Here is a 20,538-nt window from a genome sequence, read left to right as displayed (position 1 = left end):
GCCCGTGACCGAGCGGTGTGGGCCGGGCGGGTGCAAGGTCAGACGGCCACCCGTTCGCGCTGCTCCTCGTCCGTGTCCCCGGTCCCGTCGGCGTCCGCGGCCTTCTCCCCGTCCCCGATCGGGGCGGTCCGTCCGGCGCGCCGTCCCGGGATGATCAGTGCGGTCAGCGCCGCGAGCGCCACCGCTCCCGCACCGATCCAGAGCGCGGGGACGGTGCCGTCGGCGAAGGTGTCGGCGGACCCGTAACCGCCGCGCGCCGCGAAGACCGCGCCGAGGATCGCGACCCCGAGCGCTCCGCCGACCTCGCGCAGGGCGTTGTTGGCGCCGGAGGCGATGCCCTGTTCGGCAGGGCGGACGCTGGACATGACCAGGCTGGCGGCCGGGGCGAAGTACAGCCCCATACCGATACCGCTGATGATCAGAGCGGGAAGCTGGGCCGCGTACGACACCCCGGGTTCGATGACCAGCGCGAACCAGCCGAGCCCCACCGCCTGGAGGGCCAGCCCGGTCGCGACGACGGGACGGCCGCCGACGCGGTCGGAGACCAGACCGGCGATCGGCGAGACGAGCAGGGGCATCGCCGTCCAGGGGAGCATCCGCAGTCCGGCCTCCGTGGGCGAGTAGCCGAGCACACCCTGGAGGAACTGGCTGAGCAGGAAGATCGAGCCGAACATGCCCAGGAACATCAGCAGACTCGCCGCGTTGATGCCGGTGAAGGCACGGCTCTTGAAGAGGCGCATGGGCAGTGTCGCGTCCGGGCGGCGCAGTCCATGGCGTACGAAGGCCACGAGCAGCGCCGTCCCCGCGAACAGGCCCAGCAGGACGGTGGTGCTGGTCCAGCCCTCGGCGTTGGCGTTGACCAGGGCGTAGACGACGCCGAAGAGACCGCCGCTGATCAGTACGGTGCCGGGGATGTCGAGCCGGGCGCCCGGCCCGTGGGACTCCTTCAGACGCAGCCGGGCGAGCGGCAGCAGCGCCAGGCCTATCGGGACGTTCAGCCAGAAGATCCAGTCCCAGGAGAAGTGCTCGGTGAGACTTCCGCCGACGAGCGGACCGCTGGCGACGGCGAGTCCGGTGATCGCGCCGTAGATACCGAGGGCGGCTCCCCGCCGTTCCGCGGGGACGGCGGCGGTGAGCAGGGTGAGGGCGAGCGGCATCATGATCGCCGCGCCGACGCCCTGGACGGCGCGCGCCGCGATCAGCGCGTCGATACCGGGCGCGAGGGCCGCGGCGCCGGAGGCCCCGGTGAAGATCGTGAGACCGGCGAGGAAGAGCCTGCGCCGGCCGAACCGGTCGCCGAGGGCCGCTCCGAACATGAGGAGGACGGCGAAGGTGAGCGTGTAGGCGTTCACCGTCCACTCCAGATCCTCCAGCGCGCCGCCGAGGTCCTCCCGGATGGACGGCAGCGCGGTCGTGACGACGAGGTTGTCCAGGGCCGCCATGAAGCTGGCGGCACCGGTGATGACCAGGGCCCAGGCGGCGGAGCCGCGGGCTGCTGACGGGGTCATCGTTCTTCCTTTCAGTTCAGATTAGTTATTGATTACTAACTTTCCTGGACAGACAAAAGCCCGGAGCATGTGCACGGTACGAGGAGAGCCGAAGAGGGGCGGGGCAGGGCTCGGGGCTCGGGGTTCGCCCCGGAACTCAGTCGCCGGCGGGCCGTGCCGAGTCGTAGAAACCGGACCAGACGCGGTCCCCGGGCGGAAACCCCAGGGAGACCAGGGTATTGATCAGCATTCCGTGCCCGAAGAAGGCGGTGGTCTCGTCGATGTCCGCCCCGAGTGCGAGATGGACCGTGTCCCAGAGGTCCAGCCACGCGGCCCGCACACTGTTGCCGAAGTCGTGGTCACCCGCAGCCTCGGCGGACGCCACCGCGACGAACATCTGCATCTGCATCTGCGGCTTCTCCGGATCGTCGGCGATGAGCCGCTGGTACGCGGCGGCCATGGCGCGGACGGCCTCCTCGCCCTCCAGCCCCGCGGCCGCCTGCTCGAAGACGCGCGTGGTGTCGACGAGACACCGCTGTGCCGCGGCGAGGAACATGGCTTCCTTGTTCGGGAAGAGCCGGAAGAGATACGGCTGCGAGACACCCACCCGGCGGGCGATCACCTCGGTGGAGGTGCCGTTGTAGCCGCTGCGGGCGAACTCGGTGACCGCCGCGCGGATGACGCTCTCGCGCCGCTCTTCTGCGCTCATCCTGACCATACTAGAAAGTTATTGGCCACTCACTAACTTTGTCAAGCGACGGCGTGAGAGGCAAGGAGGGAGCGGAGGTAAGGGGCACCCGCAGTGGGCGAGCACCCCTTACAGACACACAGGAGAACTGGGGCACGGGATCAGGCCAGGCGGACGACGGCACGGGACATCCCCAGCACCTTCTGCCCCGCGCTCATGGCCGTCAGATCCACCCGGACCCGGCTGTCGTCCAGCTTGGCCGCGACCTTGGCGCTGACCTCGACCAGCGCGCCCGTGTCGTCGTTGGGCACCACGACGGGCTTGGTGAAGCGGACGCCGTACTCGACGACGGCCCCCGGGTCGCCGACCCAGTCGGTCACCACCCGGATCGCCTCGGCCATGGTGAACATGCCGTGCGCGATGACATCCGGCAGGCCGACCTCCCTGGCGAACTTCTCGTTCCAGTGGATCGGGTTGAAGTCCCCCGAGGCACCCGCGTACCGCACCAACGTCGCCCGTGTGACGGGGAAACTCTGCGCGGGCAGTTCCGTACCGACCTCGACCTCGTCGTAACCGATCTTCGCCGTCACCGGCCTCACGCCTCCTCGGCGGCGCGTGCCACCAGCTTCGTCCACGCGGTCACGACATGCTCGCCGGCCTCGTCGTGCACCTCGCCGCGTACGTCGATGATGTCGTTCCCCGCGAGCGACTTGATGGTCTCGATGGTGGAGGTGACGGTCAGCCGGTCCCCCGCCCGTACGGGACGGGAGTAGGCGAACTTCTGGTCGCCGTGCACCACTCTGCTGTAGTCCAGACCGAGCTGCGGATCGGCGATGACATCACCCGCCGCCTTGAATGTGATCGCGAACACAAACGTCGGTGGGGCGATCAGGTCGCTGTAGCCGAGCGCCTTGGCAGCCTCGGGATCGGTGTACACCGGATTGGGGTCGCGCACCGCCTCGGCGAACTCGCGGATCTTCTCCCGGCCGACCTCGTACGGCTCGGTGGGCGGATAGCTCCGCCCCACGAAGGACTGATCGAGCGCCATGGACTCGCTCCCTCCTGATGGATGTGACCACTACATAACGGCACGGGGCCGTTACAGACGAACAGGGGCGCCACAAACGACACGAGGCCGTCCCCCAGTGGGGACGGCCTCGCATACGAGCCTGATTCAGCGCGTTTCGCGGTGCGCGGTGTGCGAGTTGCAGCGCGGGCAATGCTTCTTCATCTCAAGACGGTCCGGGTTGTTACGCCGATTCTTCTTGGTGATGTAGTTCCGCTCCTTGCACTCCACGCAGGCCAGCGTGATCTTCGGGCGGACGTCGGTGGCAGCCACGTGAGTGCTCCTTGGACGGACAACGGATGAACAGATGAACGCATAAAAGAGTAGCCGATCGAAGGACCGACCCCGCAATCGGCTACTGTGTGTAGCGGTGACCGGACTTGAACCGGTGACACAGCGATTATGAGCCGCTTGCTCTACCGACTGAGCTACACCGCTTCGATGTTGGATCTCCTCGCCCGAGGGCGAGGATCACCGAACATCTGAGCCCCAATACGGAATCGAACCGTAGACCTTCTCCTTACCATGGAGACGCTCTACCGACTGAGCTATTGGGGCGAGCGATGAAGACATTACACGGTTGGTCGCCGTTCGCCCAAATCCGTTTCCCCGTCACTTTCCCGGCTCTTGGCCGGCCGTGTCCAAGCCGCGTCCAGGCCGCGTCCAGGCTTGTTCCCGCGCACTCCCCCGCCCCGCCTTGCCACCCAGCGCGAGCCCCTGAGCCCAGCAGTCCCGAGGGGACACCTCAGCCGTCCCGAGCGTCCCGGGGCACCTCACAGGCCACAGGCGGGCCCGGGGGTGGGCTCGCCGGTACGACTATTGCGCTCCTCCTCGAAGCACGGCTGAGCCGCCCCTAGGCTCGACCCAGGCCGCGTGATCTTGCACGCCCGAGCCCACCGGAAAGTCCCCGCCGCCCCCACCGCCCCACGCCCACCGCCCCACCACCCGCACCACCCCCACCAGGAAAGCCGGCACCAGGAGCGCGATGCCCGACAGCCACCCGCGGCCGTCCGACGGCGGCACGGCCGACTCCAGCGCGCTCGTGCTGACCGGCGCCCGCCTCACCGACGGCCGTACCGTCGACGTACGGCTCAGCGCGGGCCGGATCGAGGCCGTGGGCACGGCCGGCAGCCTCACCGCGCACGGCTCCCGGTTGGATCTCGCCGGCTATCTGCTGCTCCCCGCCCCGGCCGAACCGCATGCCCACTGCGACACCGCACTCACCGCGCTCACCTGCGACGGGCCGGTCTCGTACGCCCCCGAGGACGTACAGCGCCGGGCCACCGAGGCCACCCTGCTCCAGCTCGGACACGGCGCGACCGCGCTGCGTTCCCACGTACGGATCGGGGACGCGCAGGAACTGGGCAGGATGGAGGCGGTGCTCCAGGCGCGGCGTTCGCTGCGCGGCCTCGGCGATCTGACGGCTGTCGCCGTACCGCGGCTGCTGACGGGGCGCGCGGGCGCCGACGGGCTCGCGATGCTGCGCGACGCGGTCAAGATGGGCGCCGGGGTGGTGGGCGGCTGTCCCGATCTCGATCCGGATCCCGCCGGGTACGCGGAAGCGGTGCTGGCGATCGCCGCCGAGCACGGCTGCCCGGTCGATCTGCATACGGACGGTGACGACCCGGCCCGGCTCGCCCGGCTGGCGGCGATGGCGGGCGGGATGCGGCCGGGTGTGACGATCGGACCGTGCGCGGGGCTGTCCCGGCTGCCGGCCGATGTCGCGGCACGGTCGGCGGCCCGGCTGGCGGCGGCCGGTGTGACGGTGATCTGTCTGCCGCAGGGTGGCTGCGGAGGCGTCGAACGGGGCGGGCCCGGACAGCGGGGCGTCGCTCCCGTACCGCTGCTGCGGGCGGCCGGTGTCCGGGTCGCGGCGGGCAGCGGGGCACTGCGCGACGTGTCGAATCCGGTCGGCCGCGGGGATCCGCTGGAGGCCGCCTACTTGCTGGCCTCGCAGACCGGGATGCGGGCGGCGGACGCGTACGACACGGTGAGCACGGCGGCGCGGGCGGCGATGGGCCTGCCGGAGGTACAGGTGGAGGCGGGCTTCCCCGCGGAGCTGCTGGCGGTGCGCGGGGAGCGGATCGCGGACATGCTGTCGCTGGCGTACAGCAGGATCGTGATCCACCGGGGGCGGGTGGTGGCCCGTACGAGCGCGGTACGGGAGTACTGCGACACGGCGGCGACGGTCGCGCTGGAACTCCCGCGCCAGGGCCGGTCCGACCTCCCGCACAGCGGCCCGTGAGCCGTACGGCGCAGTCGCGCGAGGCGGCAACGGCCCTGTCCGGCGTACGGTCGTGACCATGCGAATGGTGATCGCCGGAGGACATGGTCAGATCGCGCTACGGCTGGAGCGGCTGCTCGCCGAGCGCGGAAACGAGGTCGTGGGGATCATCCGCGACCCCAAGCAGGCGGAGGATCTGCGGAAGGCGGGCGCCGAACCGGTCGTGCTGGACCTGGAGTCGGCCTCGGTGGAGGAGGTGTCCGAGGCGCTGAAGGGCGCGGACGCCGTGGTGTTCGCGGCGGGCGCCGGCGCCGGCAGCGGCACGGCGCGCAAGGAGACGGTGGACCGCGGCGCAGCGGTCCTGCTCGCCGACGCGGCGGAGCGGGCCGGTGTACGGCGCTATCTCCTGGTCTCCTCGACCGGCGCGAACCCGGATCACCGCGGGGACGACGTCTTCGACGTGTATCTGCGGGCGAAGGGCGCGGCCGAGGAGGACGTACGGTCCAGGTCGGCTCTCGACTGGACGATCCTGCGCCCGGGAATGCTGACGAACGACCCGGGCACCGGGCTCGTGTCGCTGGCGAGGTCGGTGGGGCGCGGTCCGGTGCCGCGCGACGATGTGGCGGCGGTGCTCGCGGAGCTGCTGGAGAGTCCGGACACGACGGGTCTGACCCTGGAACTGATCAGCGGCACGGTACCGGTGGCGGAGGCCACGAGGGCGGCGGCGAGCGCCCGATGAGCCGCCACTGAACCACGGCCCCGCTCCCCGACGCCCGCTCATATCGGCTCCCCGGCACGGCACTTGGCCGGGGAGCCCGTGCGGGGCCTCGGTGCCCGTGCGGGGTCCTCGTACGAGTGCGGGGCCGGGGCTCGTGCGGGTGCGTGGGCTCGCGCGGGTGCGTGGGCTCGCGCGGGTGCGTGGACGGGCTCGTAAGCGAATGGCCCCCGATCCGCGTCTCCGCAGATCAGGGGCCATCTCTTTTATCGCGTGGCGGCGCCAGGATTCGAACCTGGGTAGGCTAAGCCGACGGATTTACAGTCCGCTCCCATTGGCCACTCGGGCACACCGCCATGGGATGTCGCTGCCGTTCGGATGGGCCGCTGTGAGGCGGTGCTCCGTGGCAACGACGTAAACGATACCCGATGCCCAGGGGTGCTCCGCCACCGGATTGATCAGCGCTTCGGGCGGGTGCGGGTGACTAGGCTTTACGGGAGCGACCGGCGGTGTCCGGCCGCGCTGCGAGCATGCGACGAGCACCCGATGTGCTGCCCGGTCAGCTCCCGGGCAGCACCGATACAAGGAGCCACAGGACATGGCCGACTCCAGTTTCGACATCGTCTCGAAGGTCGAGCGGCAGGAGGTCGACAACGCCCTCAACCAGGCCGCGAAGGAAATCTCTCAGCGTTACGACTTCAAGAACGTCGGAGCCTCCATCGGCTGGTCCGGCGAGAAGATCCTGATGGAGGCGAACTCCGAGGAGCGGGTCAAGGCGATCCTCGACGTCTTCCAGTCCAAGCTGATCAAGCGCGGGATCTCGCTGAAGTCGCTGGACGCCGGCGAGCCGCAGTTGTCCGGCAAGGAGTACAAGATCTTCGCCACGATCGAGGAGGGCATCTCCCAGGACAACGCCAAGAAGGTCGCGAAGATCATCCGCGACCAGGGTCCCAAGGGGATCAAGGCACAGGTGCAGGGCGATGAACTGCGGGTCAGCTCGAAGAGCCGCGACGACCTCCAGACCGTGATCGCGCTGCTGAAGGGCCAGGACTTCGACTTCGCCCTCCAGTTCGTGAACTACCGGTAATCACCTCCGCTCCGACCCGCACGGACGCGCGCCCGAAACGGCGGGGGCTCTTCGGGCGTGATGTCTGATTTCCGCCAGCTTCCGGGGCTTCGGAGGCGCAGACTCGTCACTGGGAGACAGCGGACCGCGCTGCGGGAGAGGAACGAGTGATGACCGTGACCGTGTACGCGACGATGGACAGCCCGCTGGGTGAACTGCTTCTGGCCGGGGAGGAGTCCGCCACCGCGAAGGGTGGCGTCGCGCTCGCCTCGCTCTCCCTGCCGGAGCAGAAGGGCGCGGCTGTAGTCCGGGACGGATGGGTGCGGGCGCCCGAGGCGTTCGACGAGATCACCGGGCAGCTCGGGGTGTATTTCGAGGGCGGGCTGACACAGTTCGACCTGGAGTACGTGGACGGCGGTACGGACTTCCAGCGGCGGGTCTGGCAGGCGCTGGACGCCATTCCGTACGGCGTGACCGTGACCTACGGACAGATCGCCGCGCGGGTCGGCTCCGCCGGGGCCGGGGTGCGCGCGGTAGGGACGGCGATCGGGCGGAATCCACTGCTGGTCGTACGGCCGTGCCACCGGGTGATCGGGGCGGACGGAGCACTCCGCGGCTACGCCGCCGGGCTGGAGCGCAAGGAGCGCCTCCTCGGCCTGGAGGGTGCGCTCGTGTCATGAGCGGAGAGCTCTTCCCCAGGCCGCGGGCGGTCATCGCGCCCGGAGCGGTGCATGTCCCCGACTGGCTGCCGGAGGAACGGCAGCGGGAGCTGGTGGACGCCTGCCGCGACTGGGCGCGAGGGCCGGTACCGATCCGGCACACGGTGCTGCCGAACGGCGGTGTCATGTCCGTGCAGACCGTCTGTGTGGGCTGGCACTGGCAGCCGTACAGATACACCCGTACCGCCGGGGATGTGAACGGCGCCCGGGTCGCGGTGTTCCCGGACTGGCTGCTGCGGCTGGGGCGCGCGGCGCTCACCGAGGCGTACGGCGATCCGGCGGCCGGCGCGGCGTACACCCCGGACACCGCGCTGATCAACTTCTACGACGGTGACGCCAAGATGGGGATGCACCAGGACAAGGACGAGGAGTCCGACGCCCCGGTGGTGTCCCTGAGCATCGGCGACCGCTGCGTCTTCCGCTTCGGCGGTACGGAGAACCGGGGGCGGCCGTACACGGATGTGGAGCTCTCCTCCGGCGACCTCTTCGTCTTCGGAGGACCGGCCCGTTTCGCCTACCACGGCGTGCCCAAGGTGTATCCGGGAACAGCCGACCCCGCGACGGGGATGCCCCGCGGACGGCTGAACATCACCCTGCGGGAGACGGGCCTCGGCTGAGGTGGGGTCGCCGTCGAGGCGGTCCGGCTCCGCGCTGTCCGGCTCCGCGCTGTCCGGTCGGCTCAGCGGGACCGTGAGTGGCCGAAGATGATCCGGTATATGACGAGCAGCACGAGCGCCCCGCCGATGGCGGCGGCCCAGGTGGCTCCGTCGTAGAAGTCCGCGTTGATGGGGTGGTCGAGCCAGCGGGCCGAGATCCAGCCGCCGATGAACGCCCCCGCGATACCGATGACGGTCGTACCGATCAGCCCACCGGGGTCCCGGCCGGGAAGCAGTATCTTGGCGACGGCTCCGGCGAGCAGTCCGAGAATGATCCAGCCGATGATACTCATGCCCTGAACCTGCCTTTCGTCCGTGTCGCCAGGAAAGACGTCATGGACAGGGCTCGCGGTTGCGGGACCGGTTCCCGGGTCGGCATCGGCGTCGGCGTCGGCGTCGGCTCAGCGTGCGGCGAACGGCTGGTCGGTGCGCACGATTTCCTTGCCGAGCGGCATCAGCGAGATCGGGATCAGCTTGAAGTTGGCGAAGCCCAGCGGGATTCCGATGATGGTCACACAGAGCGCGATGCCGGTGAAGATATGACCGAGGGCGAGCCACCAGCCCGCGAGGACCAGCCACAGGACATTGCCGACGAACGACGGCGCACCCGCGCCGGGGCGGTCGACCGCCATATAGCCGAAGGGCCACAGCGCGTAGAACCCGATGCGGAAAGCGGCGAAGCCGAACGGGATTCCGATGATCGTGATGCACAGCAGCGCTCCGGCCAGCAGATAGCCGAGGCACATCCAGAAGCCGCACAGGACGAGCCAAATGACATTGAGGATTGTCTTCATGGTCGGCGACCTGCCATCTGTTCCAGTCGGGCGATGCGTTCCGCCATCGGCGGATGCGTCGAGAACAACTTCGCGAATCCCTGTCCCGGCCGGAAGGGATTCGCGATCATCATGTGGCTGGCGGTCTCGATACGCGGCTCGGGCGGCAGCGGGAGCTGTCTCGTCCCCTCCTCCAGCTTCCGCAGCGCGCTCGCCAGGGCGAGCGGGTCACCGGTGATCTGCGCGCCCGAGGCATCCGCCTCGTACTCACGCGACCGGCTCACCGCGAGCTGAATGACCGTGGCCGCCAGTGGACCCAGGATCATGATCAGCAGAAACCCGAAGACACCGGGGCCGTCATCGTCGTCGGAACGGCCCACGGGGATGAGCCACGCGAAGTTCACCAGGAACATCACGACCGAGGCGAGGGCGCCGGCGACCGAGGAGATCAGGATGTCCCGGTTGTAGACATGACTCAGTTCATGGCCGAGGACGCCGCGCAGCTCCCTCTCGTCGAGGATCTGGAGGATGCCTTCCGTGCAGCAGACGGCGGCATTGCGTGGATTGCGGCCGGTGGCGAAGGCGTTGGGCGCCTGGGTCGGTGAGATGTACAGCCGCGGCATGGGCTGGCGGGCGGCAGTCGACAGCTCGCGAACGATGCGGTAGAGCTGCGGCGCCTCGAATTCGCTGACCGGGCGGGCACGCATGGCGCGCAGCGATAGCTTGTCGCTGTTCCAGTAGGCGTACGCGTTGGTGCCGATGGCCACGACAAGCGCGACGATCAGGCCCGTACGGCCGAAGATACTGCCGATCCCGATGATGAGTGCGGACAGTCCCCCGAGGAGTACGGCGGTCCTCAACCCGTTGTGCCGGCGGTGCACGGTACGCCCTCCAGGTGGTGCGGCGGGGGAACCCTTCGCTGGTGCTTCTCCACTCTCCAGTGGACCCTTCCGTACTGGTCAACGCCAGGCGAGCGGTACGGGTTCCCTGGCGCGCCCGGCCGTGGGCGTACGCCGTACGGGTGGGGGCGTCCGCGGGAGCACTCGAAGGGGAGCGCGGTGATGCGGGACGGGGTTCGTGGTCCCGGCGGGCCCGGAGTGGGGTCTTGAGCGGTCTCGGGGCAGGGCTCGGCGCGGGACTTGGAGCGGGGCTTGGCGCGGGGCTCGGCGAAGGGCTTGGCGCGGGGCTCGGCGAAGGGCTTGGCGCGGGGCTCGGCGAAGGGCTTGGCGCGGGCTCAGAAGAGGCTGGTGCCCGCGAAGCGCAGCACGAGTTGCGGCGCTCCGGAGAGGGCGAGCCCGGCCACGGCGGTCAATGCGATGGCCGTGGTGAGGGCCGCGGGGGCCCTGCGTATGACCGGTTCCCCCGGACCCGAGGGCTCGCCGACCGCGCCGGGTCCCATGGGTCCGCCGGCCGCCGCGTCCTCGCCCGGCTCCGCGGCTGCCTCACCGGCTCCCTCCGGGGCGCGGAAGAGGACCGTCGTCCACTGGAGGTAGTAGTACAGCGCGATGACCACATTGACGGCCATGACCACAGCCAGCCAGCCGAGCCCCGCGTCGACGGCCGCCGAGAAGACGGTGACCTTGGCGAACAGGCCGATGACACCCGGGGGCAGTCCGGCCAGGCAGAGCAGGAAGAAGCCCATCGCGAGGGCGACGAGCGGCCGCCGGGCGGCGAGCCCCTGGTAGTCGGAGACGCGGTTCAGGGGCTCCGTACGAGCCACCAGGACCACCACGGCGAAGGCGCCCAGGTTCACGACGGCGTACATCAGGGCGTACGCGACGGTGGAGCCGATCGGCACAAGAGAGCCGTTCGGCCGGCCGTCCGTGTAGCCCGCGGCCGCGATCGGCACCAGCAGATAGCCGGCCTGGCCGACGGAGGACCAGGCGAGCAGCCGTACCGCGCTCCGCGCGCGCGTGGCGGACTGCCGCAGCGCCGCGACATTGCCGACGGTCATGGTGAGAGCGGCCAGCACGGCGAGGACGGGGGCCCAGACGTCCGCGTACGAGGGGAAGCCGATGACGGCGACCAGGATGAGCCCCGAGAAACCGACCGCCTTGCTGACGACGGAGAGATACGCGGCGATGGGCAGGGGCGCGCCCACATAGGTGTCCGGGACCCAGAAGTGGAAGGGGGCCGCGGCCGTCTTGAACGCGAACCCCACGAGGGTCAGGGCGACGCCCGCCTGCGCCAGGGTGTCGAGCGGGCCGGGGACGCCCGCCTCCAGCCGCGCGGCGATCCGGGTGAGATGGAGCGTGCCGGTCGTGGCGTACACGAAGCTGACACCCAGCAGCATCACGGCCGTCGCGGTGACGGAGGAGAGGAAGAACTTGAGCGCGGCCTCGGAGGAGAGACGGTCGCCCCGCCTCAGCCCGACCAGCGCGAAGGCGGGAAGGGAGGCCACCTCCAGCGCGACGACCAGGGTGGCGAGATCGCGTGCGGCAGGCAGCAGGGCCGCGCCTGCCGCGGAGGCGAGCAGCAGGAACCAGTACTCCCCTACGGGCAGTTTCCGCGTCTCGCCGCCCATCGTCAGCAGCGCGGTGAGCAGCGCCCCGCCGAGCACCAGAAGCTGGATGACGAGCGCGAAGTGGTCGGCGGTGTAGCTGCACACCGCCGCGTCGGTGGGGAGGCAGAACGTCGAGCGGTCGCCCTCGCGCAACGGCAGGAGCGTGACCAGCGCGGCGGCGAGACCGGCGACCGTGAGCGCGCCGAGGAGCGGCTTGCGGTGCTCCGGTACGAAGAGGTCGGCGACCAGGACGACCAGGGCGACCACGGCCGTGACGGTCGGGGGCGCGATCGCGAGCCAGTCGACGGACTGGACGAGGCTGACGGCGCCGGCGGCGCTCTCGGCGGCCACGGTCACGACTTGCCTCCTGCGAGGAGCTGCTGCACGGCGGGGTCGGTCAGACCGAGGAGGACCGCGGGCCAGAGTCCGGCGAGCACGGTCAGGGCGACGAGCGGGGTCCAGGTGGCGAATTCGTAGGTCTGGACATCGGCGAGGTGCGACGTCTCCTGCGGCTTCACACCCATGCAGACCCGTCGTACGACGATCAGCAGATACGCGGCGGTGAGGAGGGTACCGAGGCCGGCGATCACCATGAAGGTGAGGAAGGCCGGGCGGCTCAGTCCGTCCGCGGGGTCGAAGGCACCGAACATCGCGAGCATCTCGCCCCAGAATCCGGCCAGTCCCGGCAGACCGAGGGAGGCGACGACCGCGAAGGCGAGCAGACCGCCGAGGCGGGGTGCGCGGCCGTAGAGCGCGGCGCCGGTCGCCCCGGCGAGGGTGTCGAGGTCGGCGGTGCCGTACCGGTCCTTGACGGCTCCGACCAGGAAGAACAGCAGGCCGGTGATCAGGCCGTGGGCGATGTTGGCGAAGAGCGCGCCGTTGACGCCGGTGGGTGTCATGGTCGCGATACCGAGCAGGACGAAGCCCATGTGGCCGACGGAGGAGTAGGCGATCAGCCGTTTGAGGTCGCCGCCCGCGCCCTGCTTGGCGAGGGCGAGACAGGCCAGGGACCCGTAAATGATGCCGACGACGGCGAACGCCGCGAGATAGGGCGCGAAGGTCCGCATCCCGTCCGGCGCGATGGGCAGGACGATACGGACGAAACCGTACGTACCCATCTTGAGCAGCACTCCGGCGAGCAGGACGGAACCGACGGTCGGGGCGGCGGTGTGGGCATCCGGGAGCCAGCTGTGCAGCGGCCACATCGGGGTCTTCACGGCCAGGCCGAGACCGATCGTGAGAACGGCGATGACCTGCACGGATGTACTGAGTCCACGGCCGTTGTCAGTGGCGAGTGCCACCATGTCGAATGTGCCTGCGCGGAGCCCGATGAGCAGCAGGCCGAGCAGCATGACCACGGAACCGAGCAGCGTGTAGAGGATGAACTTCCAGGCGGCGGCCTGCCTGCCGCCGGCGACTCCTTCCGATCCACCCCAGCGGGCGATCAGGAAGTACATCGGGATCAGCACCGTCTCGAAGGCCAGGAAGAAGAGGATCAGATCGAGGACGGCGAAGGTGGCGAGGGTGCCGGACTCGAGGAGGAGCAGGAGGGCGACGAACGCCTTGGGCGAGGCGCCCTTCGGCTGCTTGAAGTAGCTGTAGAGCGCGCAGAGGAAGGTCAGCAGCGCCGTCAGGACCAGAAGGGGGAGTGAGATGCCGTCGATGCCGAGATGGATCCGGATGTCCAGGGCCGCGATCCAGCTGATGTCCGTCGTGGCCTGGATCCTCGACGGGTGGTCGTGGTCGAAGCCGAGTGCGAGGACGATCGCGGCGACGAGGATCGCGCCGGTCACGGTCACACCGTGGCGCAGCACGGCCTGGTCGGGGCTCTTGCCGCGCAGCCCCGGCGGAGCGGGCAGGAGCGCCGCCACGGCGCCGATGAGCGGCCCGACGACGATCAACGCGAGAAGGAACTGCATCACGGACTCACTGATATCGATCACGGCTCACGCTCCGGCGGCGACGAGTACGGCGGCGATCGCCAGGACGACGGAGCCGGCCAGCAGAGCGCTCATATAGGTCTGCACATTGCCGGTCTGCGCGCGGCGCACCGCGGCCCCGAGCCAGCGGGTGCCGGTGCCCGCTCCGCGTACGTAGGTGTCCACGACCTCGCGGTCGAGGAAGCGGACCAACTGGGCGGCGGCCAGCACGGGGCGTACGAACAGCCGGTGGTACAGGGCGTCGAGATGGAAGCCGACCGCCGCGTGGCGGTGCAGCGGTCCCAGCAGCAGTCGGCCGGGGTCCGCCGGGTCGGGGGCCGAGGCGATGGAGCCGTAGACACGGGTGTGGATCTCCATGGCCTCCACCTCCGCGAGGGCGGGCTCGGCGTCGGGGTGGGCGAGGACGGCACCGATCGGGGTGCGGGCGGCCAGCGCCGTGGTGTGCCGCCAGCACGCGTAGGTGACCAGACCGCCGACGAGCACGACTCCCGTGCCGAGGACGGAGGTGGTGAGGTTCGGGGCGAGGGTGTGTCCGTCGAACCAGTCGGGGAGATAGCCGACGGCCAGGCCGAGTCCGATGGAGGGGATGGCCAGCACCCAGAGGACGGCGTTCATGGCGACCGGCTGCTTCCCGTGGTCGGGGGCTTCGGCGCCGCGGCCGCGGAAGGCCAGCAGCCAGAGCCGGGTGGCATAGGCGGCGGTGAGGAGGGCGGTGAGCAGCCCGGCGATCAGTACCGTCCAGCCCGCGGCGCCGGAGGTGTCGGCTGCCTCGCCGAAGGCGGCGTGCTCGGCGGCCACGAGGACGGACTCCTTGGAGAAGAAGCCCGCGAAGGGAGGGATCGCGGCGAGGGCGAGCAGTGCGACCGCCATCGTCCAGTAGGCGTCGGGGATGCGCTTGGGCAGGCCGCTCATACGGGACATGGCGGCCAGTGAGTTGGTGCCGGCGGCGTGGATGATCACGCCCGCGCCGAGGAAGAGGAGGGCCTTGAAGACACCGTGCGCGAGAAGGTGGAAGACGGCCGCGCCGCGGTCGCCCACGGCCAGGGCACCGGTCATATAGCCGAGTTGGCCGATGGTCGAGTAGGCGAGGACCCGCTTGATGTCGTCCTGGGCGAGGGCGGCGAGCGCCGAACCGACCATGGTGATCGCGGCCATCGCGGCCAGCACCACCAGGGCGGCCGTCGAGGCGGCGAAGACGGGGAGGAGCCGGGCCACGAAGTAGATACCGGCGGCGACCATCGTCGCGGCGTGGATCAGCGCGGAGACGGGCGTGGGGCCCGCCATCGCGTCCGGCAGCCAGGTGTGCAGCGGGAACTGGGCGGACTTGCCCGCCACCCCCGCGAGCAGCAGCAGCGCGACCAGGGTGGGGTGGTCCAGGCCACCGCTCGCGACGGTCTCCAGGATGCCGCCGATCCGGAACGTACCGGCGTCGGTGGCGAGCGCGAACAGCCCGAAGAGGAAGGGGACATCGCCGAGTTTGGTGACCAGGAACGCCTTGAGGGAGGCGGCACGCGCCTCGGGGGTCTCCCAGTAGTGGCCGACGAGGAAGTACGAGCAGATGCCCATGATCTCCCAGCCGACCAGGAGCACCATCAGATCGCCGGAGTAGACGACGAGCAGCATCGCGGAGGTGAAGAGCGAGACCAGAGCCGCGTACGAGGGGTAGCGCGCGTCGCCGCGCAGATACCCGGTCGAGTAGATCTGCACGCAGGACGCGACGAGGCCGACGAGGACGGCGACCAGCGCGGCGAAGCCGTCGATGGAGAGGGCGAGGTCGATGGGGACCGAGCCGGTGGGGGTGAGCCGGGTCGCGGCTTCCAGCGGCGCCGTACCGCCGCCGGAGCCACCGCCCTGGCGTACGGCCACGACGACGGCGAGAGCGGCGGCCGTCAGGGTCGGCAGAACGGCCAGCGGGCGTACGAACCCGGGCGAGGTGCGGCCGAGGAGCAGTCCCGCGACGGCACCGAGGAAGGGCAGAAGGGGGACGAGGACGGCGAGGGTCGTGGTGGTCACGCGGTGGCCTCGGCCTTCTGCGCCGGTGCGTCGGATTCTTGCCGCTCGGCGGTGTCACGGAGCTTGTCGATGTCCGAGGTGCCGCGGTTGCGGTAGACCATCAGGACGATCGCCAGACCGATGCCGATCTCCGCGGCGGCGATGGCGATGACGAAGAGGGTGAGCGCCTGGCCGGTGTGGAGCGTGTCGCGGAGCCAGACGTCGAAGGCGACGAGATTGAGGTTGACGGCGTTCAGCATCAGCTCGACGGACATCAGGACGAGGATCGCGTTGCGGCGCGCGAGCACCCCGTACACCCCGGTGCAGAAGAGGAGGGCCGCGAGCACGGCGGGATAGACGAGATGCATCAGCGCTGCTCCTTGCCGCTGCCGGTACCGCCCAGGGGCGCTGAGCCGTTCGCCGCCGTGCCGTGCTTGCGGGACAGGACGATCGCGCCGACGAGGGCGGCCAGCAGAAGCACGGAGAGGGCTTCGAAGGGCAGCACCCAGTTCCGGAACAGGAACCGTCCGGACACCTCGGTGGAGCCCTGGGCCGGCCCCCCCAGATCGACCCAGGTGGTGCGGAAGGCGTCGACGACCACCCAGACCAGGGCAGCGGCGGCGGCGACCGCCACGGCCAGCGCGACCGGGCGGTTGCCCGAATCGGCCTCCGGGGAGCGGCCGATGGGCGCCTTGGTGAGCATCAGTCCGAAGAGGAGGAGGACCACGACGGAACCGACATAGATGAGGACCTGCACCCAGGCGATGAACTCCGCCGTCAGGAGCAGATACTCGACGGCCAGGCCGCCGAGTGTCACGACCAGCCAGAGGGCCGCGTGCACCAGTTGTCTGGTCGTGACGGTGACAAGGGCCGCGCCGAAGGTGACCAGACCGACCAGGAGGAAGGTGATCTCGACGCCGGTCGGCGAGAGGAAACCGTGTCCGGCCGCCGCGGTGCCGGCCGCCACCGTGCTGGTTGCCGCCGTCGCTGCGAGGCTCACTCGCCGGCCTCCTGTCCCGGTGCCGGGCCCGGTCCCTGGTCCCGCCGGTCCGGTCCCTGGTCCCCCTGGTCCGGTCCAGGCTCCCGGGTTCGGTCCTGTTCCCCCTGCTCACGTTCCTGGCGCTGTGCGGCCGCGAGCTTCTCGGCCGTCTTGCGGGCCGTGGAGAGTTCCTTCGGCTCCTCCGCGCCGGGATCGAGTGCGGGCGGCGCCGGCACCGTCCACATCCATTCGCGGAGCCTGTCCCGCTCATGGGTGAGTTCACGGATGTCCGTCTCCGCGTACTCGAACTCCGGCGACCAGAACAGCGCGTCGAAAGGGCAGACCTCGATGCAGATACCGCAGTACATGCAGAGCGCGAAGTCGATGGCGAACCGGTCGAGGACGTTCCGGCTGCGCTCGCGGCCTCCGGGGGCCGTGGCCGGGACGGTTTCCTTGTGGGAGTCGATATAGATGCACCAGTCGGGGCACTCACGGGCGCAGAGCATGCAGACCGTGCAGTTCTCGTCGAACAGCGCGATCACTCCCCGGCTGCGGGGCGGGAGTTCGGGCTGGGTCTCCGGATACTGCGCGGTGACGGTCTTCCTCGTCATGGTCCGCAGAGTGACGGCCAGGCCCTTGGCCAGGCCGGAGCCGGGAATCGGGGGCATCAGTTGATCGCCACCTTCACGATGCCGGTGAGCGCGATCTGCGCGAGAGCGAGCGGGATGAGTACGGTCCAGGCCAGCTTCTGGAGCTGGTCCTCACGCAGCCGCGGATAGCTCACCCGCAGCCATATGACGACAAAGGCGAGCACGGCCACCTTGAGAAGCGTCCACACCCAGCCGAGGCCGTCGGCGCCGAACGGACCGTGCCAGCCGCCGAGGAAGAGGACGGTGGTCAGGGCACAGAGGACGACGATGCCCACGTACTCGGCGAGGAGGAACAGCGCGAAGCGCAGACCCGTGTACTCGGTGTAGGCGCCGAAGATGATCTCGGAGTCGGCGACCGGCATGTCGAAGGGAGGGCGCTGGAGTTCGGCGAGCCCCGCGACGAAGAAGACCAGGGCGCCGACGATCTGCCAGGGCAGCCACCACCACTCGAAGGCGTGGAGGATGCCGGGGATCGAGACGGTGCCCGCCGCCATCGCGACCGAGGCGGCGGCGAGCAGCATCGGCAGTTCGTACGCGAGGAGTTGGGCGGCGGTCCGCACCCCGCCGAGCAGGGAGAACTTGTTGGCGGAGGCCCAGCCCGCCATGAGTGAGCCGAGCACTCCGACGCCCAGCACGGCGAGCACGAAGAAGATGCCCGCGTCGACGGCCTGGCCGACCGCGCCCTCGCCGGGGCCGACCGGGATCGCCACCAGGACCAGGAGATACGGGAGAAGGGCGACGGCGGGGGCGAGCTGGAAGACACGGCGGTCGGCGTCGGCCGGGACCACATCCTCCTTCTGCGCGAACTTGACGCCGTCGGCGACGAGTTGGGCCCAGCCGTGGAAGCCACCCGCGTGCATGGGGCCGAGCCGGCCCTGCATATGGGCCATCACCTTGTGTTCGGCCTGCCCGACGACAAGAGGGAGGACCAGGAAGCCGGCGAAGACGATGATCAGCCGGAGGGCGACGTCGAGTACGTCGTTCACGCGTCTCCTCCGGGGCCGTCGCTCGCCGGGCCGTCACTCGCCGGGCCGTCACTCGCCGGACGGTCACTTGGGGGGCCGTCGCTCGCCGGGCCGTCGGCTTCCGGGCCACTGCTCCGGCTGCCGTTGTCCTGGGAGCCGTCGCGCTCCGGGCGCTCCCCACGCTCGGGGCTCCCGGCCGGGTTCCCGTTCTCGGGAGCCGTTCCGTCGCCACCGTCGAAGGCCGGGCGGGGCTTGTGCCAGGGCGCGTCCGGCGCGGACGGGGGCGGGGCCGTCTCCGTACCGCCCGTCGGCTCGTTTCCAGCACCCTCGGGGCGCGCCGGGCGGCTCGCCGAGCCCTCCGAGGCGCTCCGCGTACGGCGGACCGGACGGTCGCCGGCGGCGCGGGCCCCGCGCGCGGGACGGGCCGGGGCGGGCGGGAGCTGCCCCTTGAGCGGCCCCCACTCATTCGGGTCGGGCACGCCGGGCGGAAGCATCTGGCGGCGCTTGGGGCCCCCGTGGTCGGACTCCCCCGGCTCCTTCGCGCCCGGCCAGGCCTTGGCGACCCGGGCCGCGAGGACGAAGTCCTTGCGCAGCGGGTGGCCTTCGAAGGTCTCGGGGAGAAGAAGGGGGACAAGGTTCGGATGATCGGTGAAGGCGACGCCGAACATCTCGTGTGTCTCCCGCTCGTGCCAGCCCGCGCCCGCGTAGACGCCGATGGCCGTGGGCAGGACGGCCGCCTCGTGCGGCACGGTCGTACGGATCAGCAGCCGGCGGACCGTACCGTCGCCCAGGGCGACCACATGGGCGCAGACGCGGAAACCCGTACCCGGTTCGTCGACGGCGCTCAGCCAGTCGAAGTAGGTGCAGCCCAGCCGGTCGCGGGCGGTTTCGAGCGCGGCGATCCAGGAAAGGGCGGGCACGTCGACCGTCAGCAGGTCGTACGCGCGCTCCGCCGTGGCCTCCTCGCCGAAGATCTCCGCGACCGCGTCAGGGAGCCGGTCGTAAGCGAGCGCGCCGTCGCCGTCCCGGCCGGTCGCGTGCCTGTCCCGCTCGTTCATGAGGCGCCCTCCCCCGGTGTCGGCGGCGCGGCGACCAGACCGCTGCGCAGCGCGGCCACCGAGGGCCGGCCGCCCGAGGCGTAGCGCTCGCCGAGCGACTCGCGGGCGATCTTCTCCTGGAGCTTCAGGATGCCCTGGAGCAGCGCCTCGGGACGGGGCGGGCAGCCCGGTACGTAGACATCGACGGGGATGACCTGGTCGACGCCCTTGGTGACGGAGTACGAGTCCCAGTACGGGCCACCGCAGTTGGAGCAGGCGCCGAAGGAGATCACGTACTTGGGCTCGGGCATCTGCTCGTAGAGCCGCTTCACGGCGGGCGCCATCTTGTCCGTGACCGTGCCCGAGACGATCATCAGATCCGCCTGGCGCGGCCCCGGCGCGAACGGGATCACCCCGAGCCGGATGAAGTCGTGCCGTGACATGGAAGCGGCGATGAACTCGATCGCGCAGCAGGCGAGCCCGAAGTTGAAGACCCAGAGGCTGTAGCGGCGGCCCCAGTTGAGGACCACCTTCATGGGCTGGGGGGCCAGCCGGGAGAGCACACCGAGACGGCTCGGCTCCGGCAGCGGCTCCGGTCGCGATCGGCCGACGGACGCGGCGGCCGAGGCGGGGACGGCGGCCGTGGCGGGGACGGCGAGCGGGCCGGAGGCGGCGGGGGTCACGTCCATTCCAGGACGCCCTTCTTCCATGCGTAGAGCAGTCCCACGGCGAGGAAGCCGAGGAAGATGAACATCTCGACCAGTGTCGTGACGCCGTATCCGGGAGCGGCGAAGATCGTCGCCCAGGGGAACAGGAAGATCGAGTCGACCGCGAAGATCACATAGAGGAACGCGTAGACGTAGTAGCGGACCTGCGTGTGCGCCCAGCCCTCGCCCACGGGATCGACACCGCATTCGTAGGTGAGCAGTTTCTCCGGCGTCGGCACCACCGGCCGCAGCAGCCGGCCCGCTCCGAAGGCCACGGCGACGAACAGCACACCGACGACCGCGAGCAGTCCGACCACCGAATAGCTCTGGAAGTAGTCCGACGCGAGAACGGTCGATCGCGACACGTCCGT

The 20,538-nt window shown here is 70.3% G+C and carries 23 protein-coding genes and 3 tRNA genes; 5 read left to right on the top strand and 21 right to left on the bottom strand.

The features are described from left to right. Positions 1-38: 38 nt before the first annotated feature. From ACWGDX_RS22510 to ACWGDX_RS22480, 7 genes are all read right to left on the bottom strand, one after another. Complete coding sequence (locus ACWGDX_RS22510) at positions 39-1,508, bottom strand: DHA2 family efflux MFS transporter permease subunit (protein WP_453628121.1); 1,470 nt, start codon at positions 1,506-1,508, stop codon at positions 39-41. Between the two features lie 136 nt (positions 1,509-1,644). Beyond that, positions 1,645-2,205 carry a TetR/AcrR family transcriptional regulator gene (locus ACWGDX_RS22505; RefSeq protein WP_453628120.1) on the bottom strand — a complete coding sequence of 187 codons (561 nt, stop codon included), beginning with the start codon at positions 2,203-2,205 and terminating at the stop codon, positions 1,645-1,647. 131 nt (positions 2,206-2,336) lie between these two features. Continuing rightward, positions 2,337-2,765, bottom strand: a complete 429-nt coding sequence (locus ACWGDX_RS22500; protein WP_453628118.1) for a MaoC family dehydratase — start codon at positions 2,763-2,765, stop codon at positions 2,337-2,339. A gap of 5 nt (positions 2,766-2,770) precedes the next feature. Beyond that, the gene (locus ACWGDX_RS22495) at positions 2,771-3,223 is read right to left on the bottom strand and encodes a MaoC family dehydratase N-terminal domain-containing protein (protein ID WP_363082059.1); all 453 of its coding nucleotides are present in this window, start codon (positions 3,221-3,223) and stop codon (positions 2,771-2,773) included. A 126-nt stretch (positions 3,224-3,349) separates the two neighbouring features. Next, positions 3,350-3,514 (bottom strand): 50S ribosomal protein L33, encoded by a 165-nt coding sequence (gene rpmG, locus ACWGDX_RS22490; protein ID WP_003956487.1) that lies wholly within the window; start codon positions 3,512-3,514, stop codon positions 3,350-3,352. A 92-nt stretch (positions 3,515-3,606) separates the two neighbouring features. Continuing rightward, positions 3,607-3,679, bottom strand: a tRNA-Met gene (locus ACWGDX_RS22485). Positions 3,680-3,726: 47 nt separating this feature from the next. Continuing rightward, positions 3,727-3,799, bottom strand: a tRNA-Thr gene (locus ACWGDX_RS22480). Between the two features lie 427 nt (positions 3,800-4,226). Here ACWGDX_RS22480 and ACWGDX_RS22475 point away from each other — a divergent pair. After that, positions 4,227-5,486, top strand: a complete 1,260-nt coding sequence (locus ACWGDX_RS22475) for an amidohydrolase family protein (protein WP_453628116.1) — start codon at positions 4,227-4,229, stop codon at positions 5,484-5,486. Between the two features lie 58 nt (positions 5,487-5,544). After that, the gene (locus ACWGDX_RS22470; protein WP_453628114.1) at positions 5,545-6,204 is read left to right on the top strand and encodes an SDR family oxidoreductase; all 660 of its coding nucleotides are present in this window, start codon (positions 5,545-5,547) and stop codon (positions 6,202-6,204) included. Between the two features lie 250 nt (positions 6,205-6,454). On the opposite strand, the gene ACWGDX_RS22465 is transcribed toward ACWGDX_RS22470, so the two are convergent. Continuing rightward, positions 6,455-6,536 (bottom strand) — tRNA-Tyr (locus ACWGDX_RS22465). 242 nt (positions 6,537-6,778) lie between these two features. Here ACWGDX_RS22465 and ACWGDX_RS22460 point away from each other — a divergent pair. From ACWGDX_RS22460 to ACWGDX_RS22450, 3 genes are all read left to right on the top strand, one after another. Beyond that, a complete protein-coding gene (locus ACWGDX_RS22460; RefSeq protein ID WP_453628112.1) occupies positions 6,779-7,267 on the top strand; it encodes a YajQ family cyclic di-GMP-binding protein in 489 nt (162 codons plus the stop codon). 155 nt (positions 7,268-7,422) lie between these two features. Then, positions 7,423-7,926 (top strand): methylated-DNA--[protein]-cysteine S-methyltransferase, encoded by a 504-nt coding sequence (locus ACWGDX_RS22455; protein ID WP_453628136.1) that lies wholly within the window; start codon positions 7,423-7,425, stop codon positions 7,924-7,926. Continuing rightward, positions 7,923-8,582: an alpha-ketoglutarate-dependent dioxygenase AlkB family protein gene (locus ACWGDX_RS22450; RefSeq protein WP_453628110.1), complete on the top strand. Its 660-nt coding sequence runs from the start codon at positions 7,923-7,925 to the stop codon at positions 8,580-8,582. Before ACWGDX_RS22455 ends, ACWGDX_RS22450 begins: the two co-directional genes overlap by 4 nt. Before the next feature lie 62 nt (positions 8,583-8,644). On the opposite strand, the gene ACWGDX_RS22445 is transcribed toward ACWGDX_RS22450, so the two are convergent. The 13 genes from ACWGDX_RS22445 to ACWGDX_RS22385 all read right to left on the bottom strand — a co-directional run bounded on the left by ACWGDX_RS22445 (position 8,645) and on the right by ACWGDX_RS22385 (position 20,532). Continuing rightward, a complete protein-coding gene (locus tag ACWGDX_RS22445; RefSeq protein ID WP_363082055.1) occupies positions 8,645-8,914 on the bottom strand; it encodes a GlsB/YeaQ/YmgE family stress response membrane protein in 270 nt (89 codons plus the stop codon). A 108-nt stretch (positions 8,915-9,022) separates the two neighbouring features. Then, on the bottom strand, positions 9,023-9,415 hold the full coding sequence (locus ACWGDX_RS22440; RefSeq protein ID WP_453628108.1) for a YccF domain-containing protein: 393 nt from the start codon (positions 9,413-9,415) through the stop codon (positions 9,023-9,025). After that, positions 9,412-10,275, bottom strand: a complete 864-nt coding sequence (gene htpX, locus ACWGDX_RS22435; RefSeq protein WP_453628107.1) for a zinc metalloprotease HtpX — start codon at positions 10,273-10,275, stop codon at positions 9,412-9,414. The genes ACWGDX_RS22440 and htpX overlap by 4 nt, the downstream gene beginning before the upstream one ends. A 353-nt stretch (positions 10,276-10,628) precedes the next feature. Beyond that, positions 10,629-12,254 (bottom strand): NADH-quinone oxidoreductase subunit N, encoded by a 1,626-nt coding sequence (locus tag ACWGDX_RS22430; protein ID WP_453628105.1) that lies wholly within the window; start codon positions 12,252-12,254, stop codon positions 10,629-10,631. Continuing rightward, complete coding sequence (locus ACWGDX_RS22425) at positions 12,251-13,816, bottom strand: complex I subunit 4 family protein (RefSeq protein ID WP_453628135.1); 1,566 nt, start codon at positions 13,814-13,816, stop codon at positions 12,251-12,253. The genes ACWGDX_RS22430 and ACWGDX_RS22425 overlap by 4 nt, the downstream gene beginning before the upstream one ends. Positions 13,817-13,843: 27 nt before the next feature. After that, entirely contained in the window at positions 13,844-15,850 is a 2,007-nt protein-coding gene (locus tag ACWGDX_RS22420) for an NADH-quinone oxidoreductase subunit 5 family protein (RefSeq protein ID WP_453628103.1), read from the bottom strand. After that, positions 15,847-16,197, bottom strand: coding sequence for an NADH-quinone oxidoreductase subunit NuoK (nuoK, locus tag ACWGDX_RS22415; protein ID WP_453628101.1), 351 nt, complete (start codon positions 16,195-16,197; stop codon positions 15,847-15,849). Before nuoK ends, ACWGDX_RS22420 begins: the two co-directional genes overlap by 4 nt. Beyond that, positions 16,197-16,829 (bottom strand): NADH-quinone oxidoreductase subunit J family protein, encoded by a 633-nt coding sequence (locus tag ACWGDX_RS22410; RefSeq protein ID WP_453628099.1) that lies wholly within the window; start codon positions 16,827-16,829, stop codon positions 16,197-16,199. Before ACWGDX_RS22410 ends, nuoK begins: the two co-directional genes overlap by 1 nt. Continuing rightward, entirely contained in the window at positions 16,826-17,476 is a 651-nt protein-coding gene (locus ACWGDX_RS22405; RefSeq protein WP_453628097.1) for a NuoI/complex I 23 kDa subunit family protein, read from the bottom strand. Before ACWGDX_RS22405 ends, ACWGDX_RS22410 begins: the two co-directional genes overlap by 4 nt. Beyond that, the gene (locus tag ACWGDX_RS22400) at positions 17,476-18,444 is read right to left on the bottom strand and encodes a complex I subunit 1/NuoH family protein (RefSeq protein ID WP_453628095.1); all 969 of its coding nucleotides are present in this window, start codon (positions 18,442-18,444) and stop codon (positions 17,476-17,478) included. Before ACWGDX_RS22400 ends, ACWGDX_RS22405 begins: the two co-directional genes overlap by 1 nt. After that, a complete protein-coding gene (locus ACWGDX_RS22395; protein WP_453628093.1) occupies positions 18,441-19,481 on the bottom strand; it encodes an NADH-quinone oxidoreductase subunit C in 1,041 nt (346 codons plus the stop codon). Before ACWGDX_RS22395 ends, ACWGDX_RS22400 begins: the two co-directional genes overlap by 4 nt. Further along, positions 19,478-20,149 carry an NADH-quinone oxidoreductase subunit B gene (locus ACWGDX_RS22390; RefSeq protein WP_453628091.1) on the bottom strand — a complete coding sequence of 224 codons (672 nt, stop codon included), beginning with the start codon at positions 20,147-20,149 and terminating at the stop codon, positions 19,478-19,480. The genes ACWGDX_RS22395 and ACWGDX_RS22390 overlap by 4 nt, the downstream gene beginning before the upstream one ends. Next, positions 20,140-20,532 (bottom strand): NADH-quinone oxidoreductase subunit A, encoded by a 393-nt coding sequence (locus tag ACWGDX_RS22385; protein WP_363082044.1) that lies wholly within the window; start codon positions 20,530-20,532, stop codon positions 20,140-20,142. The genes ACWGDX_RS22390 and ACWGDX_RS22385 overlap by 10 nt, the downstream gene beginning before the upstream one ends. Positions 20,533-20,538 lie beyond the last annotated feature (6 nt).

Source organism: Streptomyces sp. NPDC055025, from assembly GCF_053608565.1.
Note: the sequence above shows the minus strand (reverse complement) of the source record. Positions and strands in the feature narration are given on the sequence as shown.

Coding starts and splice junctions, on each gene's coding strand:
- ACWGDX_RS22510 (WP_453628121.1), bottom strand. CDS start 1,508: ATGACCCCGTCAGCAGCCCGCGGCTCCGCCGCCTGGGCCCTGGTCATC.
- ACWGDX_RS22505 (WP_453628120.1), bottom strand. CDS start 2,205: ATGGTCAGGATGAGCGCAGAAGAGCGGCGCGAGAGCGTCATCCGCGCG.
- ACWGDX_RS22495 (WP_363082059.1), bottom strand. CDS start 3,223: ATGGCGCTCGATCAGTCCTTCGTGGGGCGGAGCTATCCGCCCACCGAG.
- ACWGDX_RS22475 (WP_453628116.1), top strand. CDS start 4,227: ATGCCCGACAGCCACCCGCGGCCGTCCGACGGCGGCACGGCCGACTCC.
- ACWGDX_RS22470 (WP_453628114.1), top strand. CDS start 5,545: ATGCGAATGGTGATCGCCGGAGGACATGGTCAGATCGCGCTACGGCTG.
- ACWGDX_RS22460 (WP_453628112.1), top strand. CDS start 6,779: ATGGCCGACTCCAGTTTCGACATCGTCTCGAAGGTCGAGCGGCAGGAG.
- ACWGDX_RS22450 (WP_453628110.1), top strand. CDS start 7,923: ATGAGCGGAGAGCTCTTCCCCAGGCCGCGGGCGGTCATCGCGCCCGGA.
- ACWGDX_RS22445 (WP_363082055.1), bottom strand. CDS start 8,914: ATGAGTATCATCGGCTGGATCATTCTCGGACTGCTCGCCGGAGCCGTC.
- ACWGDX_RS22440 (WP_453628108.1), bottom strand. CDS start 9,415: ATGAAGACAATCCTCAATGTCATTTGGCTCGTCCTGTGCGGCTTCTGG.
- ACWGDX_RS22425 (WP_453628135.1), bottom strand. CDS start 13,816: ATGCAGTTCCTTCTCGCGTTGATCGTCGTCGGGCCGCTCATCGGCGCC.
- nuoK (WP_453628101.1), bottom strand. CDS start 16,197: ATGCATCTCGTCTATCCCGCCGTGCTCGCGGCCCTCCTCTTCTGCACC.
- ACWGDX_RS22405 (WP_453628097.1), bottom strand. CDS start 17,476: ATGCCCCCGATTCCCGGCTCCGGCCTGGCCAAGGGCCTGGCCGTCACT.
- ACWGDX_RS22395 (WP_453628093.1), bottom strand. CDS start 19,481: ATGAACGAGCGGGACAGGCACGCGACCGGCCGGGACGGCGACGGCGCG.
- ACWGDX_RS22390 (WP_453628091.1), bottom strand. CDS start 20,149: ATGGACGTGACCCCCGCCGCCTCCGGCCCGCTCGCCGTCCCCGCCACG.